Source organism: Psychrobacter piscatorii (assembly GCF_043641605.1).
GTDB classification, from domain to species: Bacteria; Pseudomonadota; Gammaproteobacteria; order Pseudomonadales; family Moraxellaceae; genus Psychrobacter; species Psychrobacter piscatorii_C.
On the sequence record NZ_JBHZRK010000003.1, the window covers coordinates 193,595 to 214,352 of the forward strand.

Here is a 20,758-nt window from a genome sequence, read left to right on the forward strand (position 1 = left end):
GCAACGATTTCGACGTCGTTTTTTATATGGTAATTTTTTATCTAGACTCTTGCAGTTTTTTATTTCATAACTACTGAGGCACAACCATGACCCCACTTACCGCTCTCTCTCCAATTGATGGTCGTTACGCATCAAAGGCTGACAGCTTACGTCCTTATTTATCTGAATTTGGTCTAATCAAAGCCCGCGTTACGGTAGAGATTCGCTGGTTGCAGTCTTTAGCTGACAACAGCGCAATTGGTGAATTAGCAGCATTTGATGACCAGACCAACGCTTTTTTGAATGCAATCGTTGATGATTTTAGCGAAGCAGATGCCCAAGCTATCAAAGACATCGAAGCGACGACCAATCATGATGTAAAAGCGGTTGAGTACTTTATCAAAGACAAGTTCCGGGGTCAGGATGCCTTGATTGACTCACTTGAGTTTATTCACTTTGCCTGTACCAGTGAAGATATCAATAACCTATCATATGCATTGATGCTCAAAGACAGCCGCGAGCTTGTTGTTTCCAAAATGCAGCAAGTGACTGATAGCATCGTTGACTTAGCGATTGCTCATGCTGATCAACCAATGCTATCACGTACACATGGTCAGACAGCCAGTCCAACGACATTGGGTAAAGAGATGGCAAACGTGGCCTACCGCCTAGCCCGCCAAATCAAGCAAATCAATCAAGTAGAACTGTTAGGTAAAATCAACGGCGCTGTTGGTAACTATAATGCGCATTTTTCAGCGTATCCTGACGTCGACTGGCAGAGCCATGCTGAAGCATTTATCAATCAGCGTCTAGAGCTAACATTTAACCCTTATACGACTCAAATTGAGCCACACGACTATATCGCTGAATTGTTTGATGCTGTTAAGCGCTTCAACACAATCTTGATCGATTTTAACCGTGATATTTGGCAATATATTAGCTTAGGCTATTTTAAACAGCGCCTAAAGGACGGTGAAGTGGGCTCTTCTACCATGCCGCATAAAGTTAATCCAATTGATTTTGAAAACTCTGAAGGTAACTTAGGCGTTGCCAATGCGATGCTGGCACATTTGGGTGAGAAGCTGCCTATCTCACGTATGCAGCGTGACCTATCGGACTCAACGGTGTTGCGTAATATCGGTGTTGGCCTAGCACAGAGCATGATTGCGTTTGATGCTTGCTTAAAAGGTGTGGGTAAACTTGAGCTAAATGCGCAGCGTTTGGATGATGATTTGAATCAAGCGCAAGAAGTGCTCGCAGAGCCGATTCAGACCGTTATGCGTCGCTACCGTGTTGAAAACCCATATGAAAAACTAAAAGCACTGACTCGTGGTAATGCCATGACTCGTGAAGCGATGCTGACGTTTGTAGAAAGCGACGAGCTGTCATCGGTTAGTGATGCTGATAAAGCCCGCCTGCGCGCATTGACGCCTGCAACTTATACGGGTAATGCCGCTGAGCAAGCACGTGCGATTAAAAAATGGATCGCCAAGCTGTAATTTTAACAATTAATAGCAGCCAGCGAGCACTATGCATCAACATACAAAATCTGTGTTTGCTAGTACCACTGCGGTATTTATGGTCATGGTACTGGCAAGCATTGAGCCTCTAGAGTGGTCGAGCTACCTGTTACATCAGTTCGGTACGCTACTTTTTTTGGCATTAATGCTAGGTGCTTATCGCTATCGCTATGTTAGCTCACGCTCCTATTTGCTCGCTTCGCTGTTTTTAATTATTCATATTATCGGTGCGCGCTATCTATACTCTTATGTGCCCTACAATGACTGGACACAGCAAATATTCGGTATACGTTTAGACGAATTGTTTGGCTGGCAGCGCAATATGTACGATCGTCTTGTCCATTTTAGCTACGGGCTCTTACTATTCAATGTGATGATAGATGTCTCAAAGTCTATCTTCAAAATTCAATCTGTCAAACTATTCATCGCCCTTGCCCTCATGATAAATATGTCATCAAGTCTGCTCTACGAGTTGCTCGAATGGGGCATTGCAATGACGTTATCACCAGAAGCTGCTGAAGCGTATAACGGTCAGCAGGGTGATGTATGGGACGCCCACAAAGATATGGCATTGGCATTACTTGGCGGGCTAATTGCGGCAGGTTTATACTGTCTCAAACCTATAAGCACTAGGTTATAAACAATAAGCCATAAATATCAAAAGATAAATTAATCGTCTTTTTTATCGTCGTCACTATCACCCGGTATAATGGCTTTACCGACAGCAACGGTTCCTTTGACCACGCCTTTGGTAGTTTTATAAGCAATTTTGGCAGGTACGGTGACAATCTTATGGACACAGGCTTGTAATAAAAACACGCTAGCGATAATGACGATAAAATGCAATTTTTTCATAACTTTCCTACGATTCAGTGGCTGCTCTGATGATAGCCATCAGATAGGTGACAATCATAAACGATTAAAACCTTTATATAAAGCATCTCTTACTATCAATCTCATATGGATTTACCCATGACTTCTATTCCTCTTTGTCTACCCGACTCTATTTCACCTGAGCAGTTTTTGGTTGAATACTGGCAGAAAAAACCACTGCTTATCAAGCAAGGCTTACCGCAGCTGATTGATATGTTTGAGCCAGATGACATGATTGGTCTTGCCCTTGAGGAAGATGCTAGCGCACGCTTACTAACCCAAGCAGCCAATAAAAAAGAAGGTCAGGCACAGTGGCAACTCAAGAAAAGTCCGCTAAATGAAACTGACTTTGACAACCTGCCAGAACAATGGACTGTATTGGTACAAAATCTAGAACAGTGGTCGCCAGAGCTCGGTCAGTTGTGGCAAGCGTTTGACTTTATTCCGCAATGGCAGCGTGACGATATTATGGTCTCCTATGCACCTAAAGGTGGGTCGGTCGGTAAGCATTATGACGACTACGATGTGTTCTTAGCACAAGGTTACGGATCACGGCGCTGGCAGCTCGGCAAGTTTTGCGATGAGCAGACAGAATTTGTCGCTGATGAGCCTATTCGCTTGTTTGATGACATGGGTGAGCTTATCTTCGATGAGATACTAGAAGCAGGTGATGTGCTTTATGTACCACCAAAGCTATCACACTTTGGGGTGGCACAAGACGACTGTCTCACTTTCTCTTTTGGCTGTCGTCGTCCAAATTTGATGCAAATCATCGATAGCGTGGCGGATATTGCAACCAATGACAGCCAGTTATTTATCCCTATGCTACTACCACAAGCGTTGCAAAATTCAGGTGAACTGCAAGCAGACAGCATCGCTGCAATCAAAGCGCAATTACTAGAGATGCTACAATCTGAGCGCGGTGATGATATGATTCGCCAAGCTGTCTCTGAAGTGGTTGGTAAGCGCCAATATGATGCGCTGATGCCAGAGGAAACACTGGATACTGAAGCGCTCGTGCAGGCACTGTCTGAGGGTGCTACATTGCAAGCAGATTATAGCAATCGCCTACTCTATAACAAAACCAATGATGGCATTGTGCTATATGCTAATGGTCAGCGTCTCGATGGACTTGATGATGCAGCAATAGCAGTGTTGGTACGTTTGGCTGATGGAGAGCCATTACAGCATCATGATGTGAAGGATATCGATGCAGATGATTTGAGCGAATGGTTAGAGAACGGTTGGGTATGGATTGAAATGGCTGAATAAGACCGCGTAATCGTTTTCAGTTAAATCACGCAAATAAAAAAACCGCTATCTGACAATTACTCAGATAGCGGTTTTTTCTTATGCATATTATACAATTACTTGTTCAATACTCATAATGATGTAACAAATACCGCTTAGCATTTATCATTATAAAAGCTAGGCGGGTCGATAATAAGTACAGTTACTATGTACCAAGCTCAAGCAAGCTAGCATTACCACCAATCGCTGTGGTGTTAATGGTCTTGACACGCTCAGTGACAAAACGATGGAGATAATCAGGTGTTAGCATCTCAGACAGTCCTTCCATGTCAGTGACACTGATGACTTGAGTCAAAATACCATCTGTCTTTGCAAGCTCTTGACTGATAACTTGTACTTCACTACGACTGCCAGAAACAGCCACCTGAGCAAGACGATCAATGTATAAAAGCGTGATGGTTTGCGAGTCATTAGCCACGCTCAATACATCTTCGCTAATACCCGTATCGTACAGGATTTTAGCGGCTTCATTGCACATCTCATCTTGGCTTGGGCAATGCAGTATGACTTCATTACCAGTCAATAATGCAGCCACAAGCTGACCTAGTACGGCCATTGCTCTGGATGATTCGCCACCAACGACCATCGTTTTACCGCGACCAGTGACGTACAAGTCGTTTGACTCACCTGTCGCACCAGTCATACGATGCGTCTCATCTAAGCTTGGCGCCTCGCTCAATAGATGATTGAATAAACGCTTTGCTTTATTTGCATCACCAGTCAACAAAGACAGCTTTGGAATAGCTGCTTGCAGATACGTTGCGCGGTTAACTGCGCCAAGTAGTCGCCAAGATTCACAAACCTGGGCATGATTTTTTTTGAATTCAGTCGCCATGTTGCTACTCCTTATGCGAGTTCTGTTTGAGTGGTTGTTTGGGTAGTGCTGTTTGTTTGGCTGCTTGTTGATGCTGATTCAAGCTGCATCAGACGTGCAACATAGTGCGGGCCACCTGCTTTCGGGCCAGTACCAGACAGACCACAACCACCAAATGGTTGAACGTTCACAACCGCGCCGATTTGGTTACGGTTGATATAAGTGTTACCTACAAAAGCACGGCGCTCGATATGCTCAACAGTTTTTTCGATACGGCTATGAATACCCATCGTCAAACCAAAGCCTGTGTTGTTGATAGCGTCAATCAGCTTATTCAGATCACGTGCTTGATAGCGCAATACGTGCAGAATTGGACCAAAGTGCTCACCACCAATCACATCAATACTGCTTACCTCGATTGCGGTTGGCAATACAAAGGTAGACTTCTCTTGGCTGACCACTGAGCTTGCACTCATTGGGGTTTGAGCCAAGATAGTAGCGGTTGGCTCAGCGTCCATACGGGCGATATGCGCCTCAAGACCATTTTTAGCATCAGCATCAATCACTGGACCTACATCTGTGGCAGCATATAGCGGGTTACCAACAGAAAGCTCAGCCATATTACCTTGCAATAGCTCGATCAAATCATCAGCCATCTCTTCCTGTACACATAGTATACGGCAAGCTGAGCAACGCTGACCTGCTGAACCAAATGCAGATAGAACAGCATCTTTAACGACTTGCTCTGGCAGTGCTGTTGAATCAACAATCATCGCGTTCTGACCGCCAGTCTCAGCGATAAATACAGGCAGCTCGCCACTCGCTTGTGCATGATCATTCAAGCTTTGATTGATACGCTGAGCAGTTTGGGTTGAGCCAGTAAATATCACACCTGCTATGTTGTCAGCAGCCGTTAGCGCTCCGCCCACATCACCAGCACCTGTCACCAATTGTAGTGCTTCTGCTGGTACACCCGCTTGATACATGAGTTGCGCACCAAAATGAGCAATCAAGCTGGTTTGTTCAGCAGGCTTAGCAACTACCGTATTACCTGCTGCCAGTGCCGCCACGATTTGACCCGTGTAGATAGCCAATGGGAAGTTCCATGGGCTAATACACACAAAGGTGCCACGTGGTTTATAAACTTGACGAGATTGCTTACCAGACAAATCTGTAAACTCATGCACGACATCATCTAGGCGCTCTGCTTCATCAGCGTAAAAACGACAGAAATCAACGGCTTCTTTGATTTCATCGATACTGTCTTGCATGGTCTTACCAGCTTCGACTTGGCATAGTGCCATCAGCTCAGCGTAGTTTTCTTCAAATAGCTCAGCCATCTTACGCAAGATTGCTGCACGTTTGGCTACTGTCACGTTCTGCCACGTACTTTGGCCAGCAACAGCGACATCAATCGCTTGACGAGCCAGTTCTGCATTGGCATATTTGACTTCACCAGCGCTTACGTCATGATTCCAAGGCGCAAGTACAGGCTGAGCATCAAGCTGATGGGTGACGCCATCTACTTCATAGTCATTAATTGCTTGACCGTTGATGATAGGTGTCGCCGACCATTTTTTATTGAGATGGCTATCAATAGCTGCTTTAAACGGCAACCACTGTGACTCTACAAATATATTAGGGCCAAAACTTGCACGTCGCGAACCATAAATCTCTAGTGGTAGCGGGATATCTGGGTTATGCAATGTTGGGTTGGCAAGTAGCTTGTCATATGGATGCACAGTTAGTTTTTCAATCGGATACGACTTGTCTAATAACTGATGGACAAACGAGCTGTTGGCACCGTTCTCTAACAAACGACGTACCAAATATGGTAGCAAGTCTTTGTGCGCGCCAACTGGTGCATAGATACGTACAGGAATCTCATAAGCTTGCAAAATATGGTCATAAAGTGCATCACCCATACCGTGCAAACGTTGGAATTCAAACTCTTTATGCTGACTCATGGTCATGATTGAAGACAATGTATGCGCATTATGCGTCGCAAACTGTGGCCAGATAAGACCGCGCAGATGGTCTGATAATAAGAAACGCGCACTAGCAAGATATGCGGTATCTGTACCTTCTTTGCGTGTCCAAACTGGATAGCCTGATAGACCTTTTTGCTGCGCAAGTTTGATCTCAGTATCCCAATAAGCGCCTTTTACCAGACGTACTGGAATGCGATCACCGACTTCAGAAGACAAACGAGCAAGCCAAGCCAATACAGCGATAGCACGTTTAGAATAACCCTGTACAACGATACCTAGGCCATCCCAACCAGCTGTTGAGTTATCACGGTACAGAGACTCAAACAGTTTTAAAGAAATCTCAAGACGATCCGCTTCTTCGGCATCAATACTAAGATCAACATTGACTTCGCGTGCCGCTTCAATAAGGAGCAAGCAGCGTTGACGCAATAGACCCATGACCTGAGCTTCTTGTGTCGCTTCATAGCGAGGATGTAGCGCAGACAATTTGATAGATACTGATGGCTTTGGCATACCTTCTTTGACTTTGACGTTGGCCGTCGCTTTGATCGCATGCAAGTAGTCATTGAAGTATTTTTCAGCATCTCTATGCGTGATAGCCGCTTCACCTAGCATATCGAATGAATAGGTATAACCTTTATTACGATATGGCTGGCTGTTTTTATTGGCGTCTTCAATGGTTTCGCCCAATACAAACTGGTGGCCCATGATACGCATGGCCTTTTGCATGGCACTACGAATGACAGGCTCGCCCATCTTTTTGGTCATGCGATCCAAGAAACCTGATGCAGTGGTGCTGCTATCAATACTGACGACACGGCCTGTCATCATCATGCCCCAAGTAGAGGCATTGACCATGAAACCATTGTCATTTTTGATGTGCTTTTTCCAATCAGCCACACTCATTTTGTCATGAATCAATGCATCAGCAGTATAATTGTCTGGCACTCGAATCAAAGCTTCTGCCAAGCTCATGAGCAAGATACCTTCTTGGGTATCAAGGCTATACTCAAGCAATAATGAGTCAACCATCTTGACGGCTTTGCCATCGTTACGCACATGCTCAACCAGCTTGCGTGTCTGCTCAGCGGCGGCATCACGCTCTTGGGTACTAGGCTTGGCAAGTGGCAATAAATCAGACAACCAACGCTGTTCATCAACGCTATATAGTGGCGAAATACGCTTATATAGCTCTTCTATTGGCTGAGCAAGATACTCTGGCGATAGCATATCAACAGGATTGAACAAAATCGGCTCTTGCGGGGTAAACTGGTCTACTGGGTTCATAACAACTCCATAACTATCGTTTAAAAACCATAATAAATGGTGCTTTAGGAAGTCTGATCGTCCTGCATAACTGCTCGTAACCGCTATCAAAATAGAGGTTATTGACGGATATTCACAGCAATAATCAAAAGACCAAACGGCGCCATCACAAAACTAGAAAATCCAGCACATGCTGGAGATGGTTAAGTAGGTCGTTCAACTGTTAAACGGGCTACGTTAACAATACAAAGGCAACAACGAAAAATTAAGCGGCATTAGTGCCTTCTTCTTGTTAGTAGTGAAAGGAGTGTGATGGACAAATATCGCTTGAATGAAGTGATAAAAAATCACTTAAACAAGCCCAAACATACCATCTTAAATGTGCAAATTCACTGTAAGAAAAACCTCTACGGCGTTGATTGAGGTGATGCGCTTAACTCGGCTATAATATCATGAAAAAAAAATTCAAACTAACGATTTTTTTTATTTTTATAAATTAATTTGCCTTTAAATAACAAAGACTTACAAGCACTTTGTCAGTCGTGACGCTTTGGTTATATTTTTTAGTTTACTATTGCTGATTAATTATTATCAAAATTTTGGGTTCCAATCGCACAAATTTTAGGCCTACTAGTAAGCTAAGTACTGTCTCCAAATAATAAAAACCCTCTTTACCATCAAGTGATAAAGAGGGTTCTATTGTTAGGTCTCATACCTAGCGCAATACGCCTTACAAGAAGATAATTTTAACCAATAGCACAAGGGTCAAAAGCCATACAGCAATGCTGATATCAGCGAACTTGCCAGCGATTGCTTTGACCGCGGTAAAGGTGATAAAACCAAGCGCAATGCCATCAGCGATAGAGTATGTCAGCGGTGTGAACAACAATACAACCACAACAGGCGCCGCTTCTGTTAAGTCGCTCCAGTCGATGTCTTTTAAGGTGCCCATCATCAGTACGGCAACATAAAATATGGCACCGGCCGTCGCGTATGCTGGGATCATACCGGCTAATGGAGAAAAGAAAATACTTAGTAAAAATAACACACCAACAGTGACTGCCATCAATCCTGTACGGCCACCTGAGGCAATGCCAGAGATACTTTCAATATAACTGGTTGTCGATGACGTACCCAGTAAAGAGCCTGCGACTGTCGCTGTTGAGTCTGCTAATAGCGCCTTGCCCATATTAGGGATATTGCCATCTTTGTCAGTCAACTTGGCTTGGCTAGTAGTCGCAATGAGCGTACCTGCAGTATCAAATAAATCCACAAATAAGAAAGCGAAGATCACACTGATCATACCAACATCAAATGCGCCAGCGATATCGAGCTGCATCAGTGTTGGCGCGATTGAAGGTGGTGCCGATATGATACCGGTAAACTGTGTATAGCCCATGAGCAAGCTAATCAGAGCAACCAGCAAAATACCAATGGTTACCGCGCCTGGGACTCTTTTATAAGACAGACCGATAATGACGACAAAACCTAATGAAGCCAATACAGGACCAAATGACGTCATATCACCAAGGGCAACCAAGGTCGCATCATGATTGACGATGATACCTGCACTCTGCAAAGCAATAAAAGCCAAGAATGCACCAATACCAGCGACCACGCCGTTTTTGAGAGAGTTTGGAATCGCATTAATGATCGCTTCACGAATTTTAAATAGACTTAATAGTACAAAGATACAACCTGACAAGAACACCGCACCCAGTGCGGTTTGCCATGCATAGCCCATACCTAGAACCACGCCATACGTAAAGAAGGCATTAAGTCCCATGCCTGGCGCTAACGCTACTGGTAGTCGGGCATAAATACCCATGATAAAACAACCTACCGCTGCGGCCAAACAAGTTGCAACAAATACAGCCCCTTTATCCATACCCGCATCGGCTAAGACATTAGGGTTAACAAAGATGATATAAGCCATCGTTAAAAACGTGGTTATACCAGCGACGATTTCTGTTTTGATTGTGGTATTGTCACCATTAATCCCAAAATAGCGTTCAATTGCATTCATAAGTGTCGCCCCCGACTGGATAATAAAAAGTCACCACTACCTAAAATCAAACATAACCTCAGCAAGAATAGCAATGCCGCAGTAAGAATAATGTAGTAACAAAGCGTAACATATTAGACGAGTTATCTTACAAACTCAATCGCTGATAATGTCTAACTCGTATAAAAAAGCAGTTAAAAACATCACTTTTATAACGACGAAAAGTCTATACAAATTTTAATTTTCTTATATCCTCTAGATCAAATCATTTATGCATATTAATAATAAGATAGTGAGTTACCATCATAACGTTAAGATACTTAATATTTGATATTTCGTACTTTTTGTCTGGTTAACACATTAATAATGACGTTTCTTTCATTTAGAAGTAAACTAACAGGTTATTATGTTGATGTCTCAGTGGTTGGACTTATGATCAGAGGATCTTTATTAAACAAGATTTGTGATGTCAGTATCACCTTGAGGATTGAACAAGAAAGCGTGAGTATTATTTTTAGGGTTCGTTTGGTTTAAATGTCTGTATTTAAACCAGCTGTTGTCAATTATCCGTGAGTCCATTACATGCCTGAATCATTAAATATTATTGATCTTATTACTCAAGCCAGTCTATTGGTACAGATTGTGATGGCGTTATTGCTATTAGCCTCTTTGTTCAGTTGGGTCATTATTTTCCGTATGAGTGCACGGCTCGGTACGGCTAAAAACTTTGATCAACAATTTGAGACTTGGTTTTGGTCGGGCGAAGATTTAGCAAAGCTGTATCAAGGCGTACAAGGCTCACCTGATCGCCAAGGACTCGAGCAGATTTTTTATGTGGGATTTTCAGAATATCTAAGAATGCATAAAAAGCGTCAACCTAAAGATGACATCATCGATGGTGTCGAGCGTAAACTGCGCGTCGGCTTGGGCCGTCAGCAGCAATTACTCGAGTCAGGACTGACGACACTAGCGAGTGTCGGCTCGGTAGCTCCTTACATCGGACTGTTTGGTACCGTTTGGGGCATCATGAATGCGTTTTTGGGACTGTCGCAAACTGAGCAAGCCACCCTAGCCTCTGTCGCGCCTGGTATTGCTGAGGCGCTGATTGCGACGGCAATGGGTTTATTTGCCGCTATTCCTGCTGTATTGGCATACAACCATTTTACGGCAAAATCGAGCCGTCTTTATGATTCACGAGCACTGTTCTGTGACGAGATGACAGGCATGCTACAGCGCGAGACCAGTGTACAAAGCCCCGTTGCTAGAGAGACTCAAGTGAGTGCCACTCAGGTGAATGGGCTATGAAACCAAACCCCTATCGCCGTGAGAAAAAAGCGCTGAATGCAGAGATGAACGTCGTTCCTTACATCGACGTTATGCTGGTGCTATTGGTGATATTTATGGTGACCGCACCCATGCTTATTACGGGTGTCGATGTTGATTTGCCAAAAGAGCAAACCAATACCATGAGTCAGAGCCAGTTGCCTGTCATTGTCTCATTGACTGACAGTGGCGAGATTTTTATCAGTTATGAAAACAACATCGACTTGCCTATTAGTGAGCCTGAGCTAATTAACACTTTATCGAACTTACAATCTCAGAGCGGTAATACCAACACCGAGCCATTGCAAGTGATGATTAATGCTGATCAAAATAACCAATATGGCGCTATCATGACGCTCATGGCAACTTTGCAGCAGGCAGGTATTGAAAAAGTAGGGTTATTGACTGGTGCGCCTCTGCCGACGCCATCGCTCCAATAGCTATACTTTCTATATAGGCATGTCACATCATAGCAGCCAATCCGATAAACCACGTTCATGAGTATCCATACCATGCATAATGCGCCTGCCGTCTATGTCCCAACCGAACCTGAAGGTAACGGGCTAACACTGCCTACGTTACTCAGTTTGCTAGCACATGGTCTTATAATCGGCATACTGGTTTATAACTATCAAACCACTGAGGTTGAGACTGCTGGTAGTATCGAGACGGTCATGGTATCTCCTGAGCAGCTCGCTGAAATGCAAGGACAGATATTGGCCAATCGTGCAGCAGCCAGCGCCATGCAAATGGACAGCAGCACCAGCGAATCAGCCAGTAGCGCTCAACAAGAAACCTCAAGCAGTAGTAGTAGTACAAGCGCTCAAAATCCGAGCCAGCCAAACTCTCAGCGTGTCCCTGTGTTTACGCGATCTGATGAGCCTGCCAGTCAGCCCATGCTTATGAGTGAAGAGCAACATCAACGCTTGCGTGAACAAAACCAAGAGTATGAGCGCAGAATGGCAGAGTGGGCAGCGCAGCTAGACGAATCCGCGATAGAGGAGCTCGATCAAGTAGAGCAAGACAAAAGAGAGCAGATGATCGAAGAGCAAAAACGGCTCGGAGATTTTCGTCAAAAGCAAAATAACCCACCTAAGATCAGACGCCCCACGGCTAACGATCGTAATATACAGATTGATACAGATGGCTCTGGCAATGCAGGCCGAACCTTTAGTCTCTCAGATGGTCAATCAACCCTCTCTGGCGACACCTCAACCTCTAGCACCTCTAAAGGTAGTAGTCGCTCTGCCTCAAGTGGTAGCCGCGGAGCCAGCAATAGTGAAATCATCAATCTAATCAAGCGCAACTATACACCGCCTACCGCAGCGAAAGGCTCTACCCAGCGTGCCACCTTAACCATCACCGTCAATGCCAATGGTGACGTGGTCAATGTTAGCGCATCTGGTCCTGATAGCGTCGTTAATGAAGCTGCCAAACAAGCAGTACTCAACACAGGTAGCCTACCAATCGATGCTGATGACCCTAAATATCCCACCTTTACCATACTGTTTAAAGGTAGCAATTAATCAGTTGCTAGCGTCTTGTATTATTGATAACGTGATGTTAAGTGGCTTTTATCGCATCGTTTTTTCATCTAAATGCTTGCCTCATCGACTATAAAAATGACTATCATATTAATTTTAGGAGCGCCATTGACCCATGTATACTCATAAAAAACTACTAGCCTCTTTACTTACGGGTAGTTCAGCATTACTTATCTCGCAAAACGTGCTCGCAGCCCCTGTCGTATTAGAATTGGACTACGAGATTCCTGTCCAACAAAACCAAGTCGCGTTTGTACCATTCGCAGGTGACTCTGTTTTGTCCCCTATTATTTTAAATGATTTGAGTAATACAGAGCTAAAAGTAACCAGCCAAAACTTACCGCAGCAGCCACGCAGCAGTAGCGAGCTAGCAGGCACACTGCCAGTATGGCAAAGCATGGGCATACCTTATTTGGTCGTCGGCAGCACTCGTACCAATCGCGGCAAAATCGTCACCGATTATGAAGTCATCGATGTTAAATCTGGCCGCGTGATAGAGGGCAAGCAAAGCCTAACCGCTGACAATAACAGAGAAAGCATGCGCTACGCCGGTCACGTCATCGCAGACAAAGTCTATGAGCTGATTACGGGCATTCCAGGGGATTTCTCAGGGCGTATTGCTTATATTGAAGAAACAGGCACTGGCAAACAAAAAGTCTCTCGTCTAAAAGTGATGGATGCTGATGGCGAAAATGCTAAGACCATCACCGAGGTAGCAGGGTCTATCTTCTCGCCAGCATGGTCACCTGATGGCAATCGCATTGCCTATTCGGTACAACGCGAAAAATCATATCCCGTCATCTACATTCAAAACGTCAGTGGTGGGGGCGCAAGTGCGCTCACGCCTTTCGCTGGTAGTAACATGAGTCCGTCTTTCTCTCCTGATGGTAGCAAGATACTATTCTCTAGTAGCTTTGAGGGCAGTGCCGATATCTATGAGATGAGCGCAAGCGGCGGCACTCCTAGACGACTCACTAATTTGCCAAGCAGTGAAGTGCAACCAAGCTACGCCCCTGATGGCAAGTCATTTGTATTTGTCAGTGACAAAACTGGCTTTAACAAACCACAAGTCTATCGTTATGAGTTTGGCTCAGGACGCACAACCAAAGTATCAAATGGTGGCTATGCGACTAGCCCGCAGTTCAGTAGTGACGGAACACAAATTGCCTTTTTAAGTGGACGCTCAGCGGCAATTATGAATAGTAATGGTGCGGTAACGACCAACCTTGGTAATACGGGTATCGATGAAGCCCCAAGTTTCTCACCCAATGGCAAGCGCGTGGTCTATGCGTCCACCCAAGGCGGCAAAGGCGTCCTAACGATTAAATCATTGAATGGTGGCGAAGCGTTCGGTAAATCAGGACAAGGCATCATCCGCTCACCCGTATGGTCATCAAGTCCAAAGTAATTTAGGCAGCTTAGGTAACTGAGTCATAACGTTAGAGTTTGCTCATACAAAAAAGCCTCAATCATATTCATTATGATTGAGGCTTTTTTGTATGAGCTGCTAGCAGAAAAGTAATAAAGCCTACTGTTAGTAAAAACTGCCCGCCGCCTTAGGTACTCTTCTTAGGACTCTTCATTCGAACTCATTTTTATTTTTTACTAGTAACAAACCCGTAAACCCGTTAGTACCAAAAAAAACATTGCATTAACTTTCATTTTACCTATATCCTAAATAGGTCTGACTAATTGGTCAGGTTATTCCAATAGTAGCCAACAAATATGAATTATTATCATTGGCTATTTTAAGGTCGGGAACTTACCCCTATTATTTGAATCGATAAAAAACAGGTCAAAGATTAGATTTTAATTTTGATCTAATGATTTGTTACGTTGTCTGATGTCTACAGTTAATTGGGTGCTAAGCAGTTATTCTAGGAGGAAACCACCATGAGTGAAAACGTTCCAGCAAATACCGATTTACTGTATAGACTTCATGACCGCCCCACCCCTCTCAAAGCATTCTTAGGTGCCATACAGCACGTGCTTGCCGCTTTCGTTGGTATTATTACTCCCTCATTAATCATAGGTGGCACTTTGGGCCTAGGGGAACATATTCCTTATCTTCTTAGCATGTCCTTGATCGTATCTGGGGTAGCGACTTTTATTCAAACTCGAAAAGTAGGGCCAATCGGCTCTGGTCTTATGGCACTGCAAGGCACCAGCTTTGGTTTTTTGGCGGCAGTATTGACAGCAGGATTTGTAGTAAAAAACCGCGGTGGTAGTCCTGAAGAGATTTTATCCGTTATCTTTGGCGTGTCGTTTCTCGGTGCATTTGTTGAGATATTTTTAAGTCAATTTATCACCAAACTCAAATCATTTATGAGCCCTATTGTTACTGGCTGTGTGATTGTCACGATTGGTTTGTCCCTAACAAAGGTAGGTCTCACTGATTTGGCAGGTGGGTTTGGTGCTGAGGATTTCGGTAGTATTCCGAATCTACTCTTAGGTGGTGGCGTACTGGTGAGTGTGGTACTCATTAGCATTATTAACAATAAGGTTATTCGCTCAAGTGCTATCTTTATCGGTCTGATGCTAGGCCTGCTCGCTGCCGTATTTATGGGACGTATTGATTTTTCATTGGTGTCTGAAGCGGCTTTTTTCACCGTTCCCATTCCCTTCAAATATGGTTTTGGTTTTGATTGGCAGGCTTTTATTCCTATTGCCTTTATGTATATCATTACCAGTATTGAGACCTCGGGTGATTTGACCGCTACCTCCATGATTTCAGGTGAGCCAATCAAAGGCCCTCTCTATGAGAAGCGTATCAAAGGGGGTGTGTTGGGTGATGGTGTCAACTCTCTGATTGCGGCCGTATTTAATACTTTTCCTGTGACAACCTTTAGCCAAAACAACGGCGTGATTCAAATGACAGGTATTGCCAGTCGCTATGTTGGTTTTTATGTTGGCGGTATCTTGTGCCTAATGGGTCTATTTCCCGTCCTCGGTGCGATTTTTACACAGCTGCCCAAGCCTGTCGTAGGCGGGGTCACGCTACTGATGTTTGCCACTGTCGCAACTGCGGGAATTCGTATACTATCCACCGTAGATTTTACCCATCGTAATGTCTTGATTATCGCCACATCCTTAGGATTATCAACGGGTATTGCATTCGTTCCTGACGTACTCTCACAAACACCGCAGTTTTTCCAAAACATCTTTGGCTCAGCGGTGACGATGTCCGGTATTGTGGCGATCACGCTTGATATGATCCTACCAAAAAATTACGGTGTGGAATTTGATACGGCTGAACAACATGTGGAAGATGGCTTAAAAACAGCGCAAAAAGTGGCATAAATTTGAATATTTAGCCCTATCTAAAAGTAAAACGAGGTGCCATAAAATTTGTTTATGCACCTCGTCCGCTGTGATCCCTTAAGCACAATGACTTAACTGTATGTAGTCATTCAAGTCCACAGCCTCGTAAAATAAAAGGCACTAGAAAGTCTGCTGCACGTGCTTCATCCTCTGCATCATAAGCTGTTTTGTCCATCAAGCCGACAATTTCAATCTCAAATTCAGCGTAACGCTGGGTCGTCGCCCATATCAAAATTAGTAGTTGCAGGGGATCTGTAATCCCAATCTTGCCTTGCTTATGCCACTCTTTCATGACTTGCGCTTTATCATTTACCCAATCTTTCATTGTTGTGGACATAAATTCGTGCAAGTGAGGCGCACCGCCGATGACTTCAATGGCAAACAACTTATGACGACTAGGATTGACAAAAGCTTGATGCAACTTAGTACGGACAAACTTTTCAATGACGGTTTTTGGATCGCTGTCCACTGTCATCGTCACCAAGCCGTCATTCCATTCTTCAATAATTGAACGTAGCACAGCCATATATAGGTTTTTTTTGTTTTTGAAATAATAGTGAACGTTGGCTTTAGGCAGTCCTGCTCGATCAGCAATCCCTTGCATCGTAGCGCCGCGATAGCTTTGGAGCACAAACTCCTCTTCAGCCGCTGCCAGTATTAGAGCTTGATTGTGCGCGCGCGTAACTTGTTGACTACGATGCGATGGCGCATCAGTAGTCAGGACATTTTCTTTCTGATTATCTTGAGTCATAACAATGGTATCTCACTCCAAGTGGCTGGTTCGACAAAATAGTCGCTATATTTTTGAATGTTTTTATATATCAATACACAGATTTTCGCAGCATGAGCCACTAAATAAAAATATTTCTTATAAAACAGTTGACCAATTAGTCAGGTTTTAGCAGAATGGTAACTATAAATCAAACATATTGCGATCAAAACTATACTGCCATGTCATTTTTGCGGCTAAATTATCAGTATTTCCTCAAAAAACCTGTTCTGTATCATCAATTTATCATGATTGGATAGATAGCAACTTAAATACGGCCTGTGGGCTTACCTAGCTAAAAATATAAACGTCGAAGAATTAAAAAATGAACCATAAAAAAATCGATTGATATCGCTAAGTTTAAGCAAAAAACTACCATGTATAAACCTTTATTAAACAATAGTTATCCAATCCACATAATGGACTGTCATATCACCAAAAAGGATATCACCATGAGCTTAACCTTAGCGCAATTTAACAATTTGTCTCAAGAGGTAGCCGTTGCCCAGCTTTTAATCTGCTGTACCAGTAGCGTTTGGGCAAATAAGCTTGCCAATGCGCGTCCTTTTGCAGATTTCGAGGCGCTCTTAGCGAATAGCGATGCTATCTGGCATGACGTGCAAACCAACGAGGCCAACTTGCTAGAAGCGTTTGATGGACATCCACAAATCGGTAATGTGACTTCTTTAAAAGAGAAATATCGCAATACACAAGATAGCGCCGCACATGAGCAGTCTGGCGCTAACGATGCAGCAGACGACGTACTCGAAGCGCTCGCTAAAGGCAATCAAGATTATCTTGATAAATTTGGTTTTATTTTTATTGTTTTTGCAACCGGCAAAAGTGCACAGCAAATGCTTGATCTGTTATTAGCGCGCCTGCCAAATGCTCGCACAACAGAACTCGCTAATGCAGCCGCTGAGCAAAATAAAATCACACGTTTACGTCTAAGCAAACTGTTAGGTAATGCTTAGATGATCAACAGCTATCAAACCACATTATTACTATCAATGTTTGTCCGACGTTCTACTTATCAAATACGCTAGCATCATTACTCTATTTACGTCTTTACTAAATACAAAGGAAGCCTTATGTCTGCCACCTTATCGTCACATATCTTAGACACTCATTTGGGCACGCCTGCCGCTGATATCGCTGTCACCTTACACCGCGTACAAGACAGCGGTGACACGATACTGCTTGCGCATGGGACGACCAATACCGATGGTCGCGTGACACCAGATGCTTGGCAGTTTGAGTCAAGCATTGATAGCACTGAGCGTCAGCTAGATACGGGGCGCTATACCGTGACATTTGATACTCAGGCATATTTTGACGCCCAGCAGCTGACCGCATTCTATCCGCAGGTGGTCATCGACTTTGTGATAAAAGACGCAAGCCACTATCACGTGCCATTACTTCTAAGTGCGCATGGTTATAGTACCTACCGCGGATCATAACCGAACCTTATTATCAAAAAACTGTAAGCGAAAATCGTTATCCGCTCACAAATATTTTATCAAGACACTGTTATATTAAAGGACACTTACCGCATGGGCGCCTACCTTCTTGAATGGTTGAGTTTATTTTTTCGCTGGTTTCATGTTATCGCAGGGGTGGCATGGATTGGTGCATCGTTTTATTTTGTGTGGCTAGATCTAAGCCTACGCAAACCGCCACAGTGGAAAGCAGACAAAGGCATTTCGGGTGATCTTTGGGCCGTCCATGGCGGCGGGTTTTATGAGATTGCCAAATACAAACTCGAACCAGAGGAAATGCCAAAGACGCTACATTGGTTTAAGTGGGAAGCGTATACCACTTGGCTGACGGGTGCGGCGATGATGTCGATCGTCTATTATGCCAATGCAACTGCCTACCTGATCGATCCAAGCAAAGTGCCTTTTACCAGTATCGGTGCCATTGCGACAAGCTTGCTGTTTTTATTTGGTAGTTACTTTATTTATGAAGTTATTGTGCGCAGTCATCTGGGTAAAAACGCCTTTATTTTTAGCACCCTGATTTTTATTTTACTGGTCATCGCGAGCTGGGGCTCTTATCAACTGTTTAGTGATCGCGCCTCGTTCATCCATATCGGGGCGATTTTGGGCACAGTGATGGTGGGTAATGTCTTTTTCGGTATTATGCCGGCACAGCGCGCCCTCGTAGACTGTGTGCGGCGCGGCGAAAAACCGGGCAAAGAAGTCGCTGAATTGGCACTGCAAGCCAAAAACCGCTCACTGATGAATAACTACTTTACCCTACCGCTCATCTTTACCATGATTAGCAACCACTATCCGATGATGTATGCTCATGAAAAAGGTTGGTTGGTATTGGTTTTCGTTGGCGTTATCACTGCAACGGCACGTCATTACTTTAATCAAAAACATTTAGGTCATAAAAAACCACGCTACTTGGTTATCCCAGCCATACTGACAGTATTGTTAATTATTTGGATGCGACCTGAACCAATTGAACCTGCGCCAGCGATGCCTGCTACTGCCGCAATAACACCTACGACAACTAATAGCACCCCAACAGCTACAAGCGCGACTACCAATACAAATACTGATAACGTTAATAATGCTAATAATAGTTCTAATAGCAATGCTACTAACAGTGTCAACAATGATACTGCCACTGCTGAAGCCGTACCCGTAAGCGCGTCAGCAGATGACGCTATGATGGATGTCGTGCATACGCGCTGTAGCACCTGTCATGCGGTGCAACCGACACAGCAAGGGTTTGCCGCGCCGCCAGCCGGTATCATTTTACAAACACCAGAAGACCTAAAAATACACAAAGCAAAAATCGTTACTGCGGTACAAACTGGCTATATGCCACTTGGTAATATCACTCAGTTAACAGATACAGAACGTCAGCAGCTCGTGGCCTATGCATCATCACTTTAATTTGTTATTAAAAAAACAACTGTCCTTGGCGAGCAATATTCAAATAAATATCTAAGGCTCTACGAGATATAGGAACATAAATAATGAGCAAAAAAATTACCAGTGATTTTGATCTGAACACGTATCCACGCGACTTAAAAGGCTATGCTGGCAACCCACCAAAAGCAAATTGGCCGGGCGGCGCGAAAATCGCAGTACAGTTTGTATTAAACATCGAAGAAGGTGCGGAAAACAACGTCATTCATGGCGATGGACAGTCAGAGCGTTTTTTGTCTGATATTTTAGGTACGCCAGAATTTAACAATCGTCACCAGTCTATCGAATCAGCATTTGAATACGGGAGCCGCGTCGGTGTCTGGCGTGTGTTAGATACTTTTAAAGAGTACGGTGTGCCCATCACCACGTTTACCTGTGCCGCCGCTGCCGAAAAAACGCCGCATATTATTGAGCGTGTATTAGAAGATGGTCATGAGATTGCCAGTCACGGCCTGCGCTGGATCACTTATCAATATATGTACCGCGAGACGGAACGTGAGCATATTCGCCGTGCAACCAACATATTTGAGCGCATGCTGGGCAAACAGCCGCTCGGTTGGTACACGGGACGCGATAGCCCAAACACGCGCGAGCTGGTCGTTGAACAAGGTGGCTATCACTATGATTCCGACTCATACGGTGATGAACTGCCCTACTGGCTCAATGTCAAAGCCCAAGATGGCAACGCCATCACACGCAAGCCGCATTTGGTCATCCCTTATAGTTTAGAGACCAATGACATGCGCTTTTCTTCTAGTCCAGGGTTTACTCACGCCGAGCCGTTTTATCAATACCTCAAAGACAGCTTTGATACCATGTACGAAGAAGGCGAGCACACCCCAAAAATGCTAACCATCGGTTTGCATTGCCGCATTATCGGACGGGCAGGACGTATCAAAGCGTTGAAGCAATTTTTGCACTATATCACTAGCAAGCCTGACGTGTGGATATGCCGCCGTGATGAGATTGCCAAACACTGGTATGAGAACCACCCTGCGACACCAGACAATACAGCCAACTGGATGTAGCTTTTGCCATTGCCTCGCTCATTGAGTACGTCGCAGTGTGTCGAATAACTAAAACAAACGGCACACCAT

At 44.2% G+C, this 20,758-nt stretch carries 17 protein-coding genes; 12 read left to right on the forward strand and 5 right to left on the reverse strand.

Going from position 1 to position 20,758, the window contains the following annotated elements; translation table 11 throughout:
* Positions 1-86 precede the first annotated feature (86 nt).
* Positions 87-1,478, forward strand: coding sequence for an adenylosuccinate lyase (gene purB / locus ACHUET_RS04505; protein ID WP_394211004.1), 1,392 nt, complete (start codon positions 87-89; stop codon positions 1,476-1,478).
* A 31-nt stretch (positions 1,479-1,509) separates the two neighbouring features.
* Positions 1,510-2,139, forward strand: a complete 630-nt coding sequence (locus ACHUET_RS04510) for a DUF2238 domain-containing protein (protein WP_394211006.1) — start codon at positions 1,510-1,512, stop codon at positions 2,137-2,139.
* A 29-nt stretch (positions 2,140-2,168) separates the two neighbouring features.
* Here the strand turns inward: ACHUET_RS04510 and ACHUET_RS04515 are convergent, their stop codons facing one another.
* The gene (locus ACHUET_RS04515; protein ID WP_058025337.1) at positions 2,169-2,354 is read right to left on the reverse strand and encodes an NF038104 family lipoprotein; all 186 of its coding nucleotides are present in this window, start codon (positions 2,352-2,354) and stop codon (positions 2,169-2,171) included.
* Positions 2,355-2,471: 117 nt separating this feature from the next.
* Here ACHUET_RS04515 and ACHUET_RS04520 point away from each other — a divergent pair, with 117 nt between their 5' ends.
* A complete protein-coding gene (locus ACHUET_RS04520; protein ID WP_394211008.1) occupies positions 2,472-3,644 on the forward strand; it encodes a JmjC domain-containing protein in 1,173 nt (390 codons plus the stop codon).
* 184 nt (positions 3,645-3,828) lie between these two features.
* Here ACHUET_RS04520 and ACHUET_RS04525 read toward each other — a convergent pair whose 3' ends face one another.
* The 3 genes from ACHUET_RS04525 to ACHUET_RS04535 form a co-directional block, all read right to left on the reverse strand.
* Positions 3,829-4,518, reverse strand: a complete 690-nt coding sequence (locus ACHUET_RS04525) for a 1-pyrroline-5-carboxylate dehydrogenase (RefSeq protein WP_394211010.1) — start codon at positions 4,516-4,518, stop codon at positions 3,829-3,831.
* A gap of 11 nt (positions 4,519-4,529) precedes the next feature.
* Positions 4,530-7,775: a bifunctional proline dehydrogenase/L-glutamate gamma-semialdehyde dehydrogenase PutA gene (putA, locus tag ACHUET_RS04530; protein WP_394211012.1), complete on the reverse strand. Its 3,246-nt coding sequence runs from the start codon at positions 7,773-7,775 to the stop codon at positions 4,530-4,532.
* A 709-nt stretch (positions 7,776-8,484) separates the two neighbouring features.
* The gene (locus tag ACHUET_RS04535) at positions 8,485-9,780 is read right to left on the reverse strand and encodes an NCS2 family permease (protein WP_238037667.1); all 1,296 of its coding nucleotides are present in this window, start codon (positions 9,778-9,780) and stop codon (positions 8,485-8,487) included.
* A gap of 561 nt (positions 9,781-10,341) precedes the next feature.
* On the opposite strand from ACHUET_RS04535, the gene tolQ reads away from it, so the two are divergent.
* The 5 genes from tolQ to ACHUET_RS04560 all read left to right on the forward strand — a co-directional run bounded on the left by tolQ (position 10,342) and on the right by ACHUET_RS04560 (position 15,926).
* Entirely contained in the window at positions 10,342-11,064 is a 723-nt protein-coding gene (gene tolQ / locus ACHUET_RS04540) for a protein TolQ (protein WP_201600559.1), read from the forward strand.
* Complete coding sequence (gene tolR / locus ACHUET_RS04545) at positions 11,061-11,522, forward strand: protein TolR (RefSeq protein WP_201600556.1); 462 nt, start codon at positions 11,061-11,063, stop codon at positions 11,520-11,522. The genes tolQ and tolR overlap by 4 nt, the downstream gene beginning before the upstream one ends.
* A gap of 57 nt (positions 11,523-11,579) precedes the next feature.
* Entirely contained in the window at positions 11,580-12,608 is a 1,029-nt protein-coding gene (locus ACHUET_RS04550; RefSeq protein ID WP_394211016.1) for a cell envelope integrity TolA family protein, read from the forward strand.
* A gap of 133 nt (positions 12,609-12,741) precedes the next feature.
* Positions 12,742-14,034, forward strand: coding sequence for a translocation protein TolB (locus ACHUET_RS04555; protein ID WP_394211018.1), 1,293 nt, complete (start codon positions 12,742-12,744; stop codon positions 14,032-14,034).
* A 485-nt stretch (positions 14,035-14,519) separates the two neighbouring features.
* Entirely contained in the window at positions 14,520-15,926 is a 1,407-nt protein-coding gene (locus ACHUET_RS04560; RefSeq protein WP_394211020.1) for a nucleobase:cation symporter-2 family protein, read from the forward strand.
* Positions 15,927-16,032: 106 nt separating this feature from the next.
* On the opposite strand, the gene ACHUET_RS04565 is transcribed toward ACHUET_RS04560, so the two are convergent.
* A complete protein-coding gene (locus ACHUET_RS04565) occupies positions 16,033-16,698 on the reverse strand; it encodes a TetR/AcrR family transcriptional regulator (RefSeq protein WP_394211021.1) in 666 nt (221 codons plus the stop codon).
* 470 nt (positions 16,699-17,168) lie between these two features.
* Here ACHUET_RS04565 and uraD point away from each other — a divergent pair, with 470 nt between their 5' ends.
* The 4 genes from uraD to puuE all read left to right on the forward strand — a co-directional run bounded on the left by uraD (position 17,169) and on the right by puuE (position 20,689).
* Positions 17,169-17,690: a 2-oxo-4-hydroxy-4-carboxy-5-ureidoimidazoline decarboxylase gene (gene uraD, locus ACHUET_RS04570; protein WP_394211023.1), complete on the forward strand. Its 522-nt coding sequence runs from the start codon at positions 17,169-17,171 to the stop codon at positions 17,688-17,690.
* A gap of 117 nt (positions 17,691-17,807) precedes the next feature.
* The gene (gene uraH / locus ACHUET_RS04575; protein WP_394211025.1) at positions 17,808-18,176 is read left to right on the forward strand and encodes a hydroxyisourate hydrolase; all 369 of its coding nucleotides are present in this window, start codon (positions 17,808-17,810) and stop codon (positions 18,174-18,176) included.
* A 93-nt stretch (positions 18,177-18,269) separates the two neighbouring features.
* Positions 18,270-19,625 carry a urate hydroxylase PuuD gene (locus ACHUET_RS04580; RefSeq protein ID WP_394211027.1) on the forward strand — a complete coding sequence of 452 codons (1,356 nt, stop codon included), beginning with the start codon at positions 18,270-18,272 and terminating at the stop codon, positions 19,623-19,625.
* 83 nt (positions 19,626-19,708) lie between these two features.
* Positions 19,709-20,689 (forward strand): allantoinase PuuE, encoded by a 981-nt coding sequence (puuE, locus tag ACHUET_RS04585; RefSeq protein WP_394211029.1) that lies wholly within the window; start codon positions 19,709-19,711, stop codon positions 20,687-20,689.
* Positions 20,690-20,758: the final 69 nt, after the last annotated feature.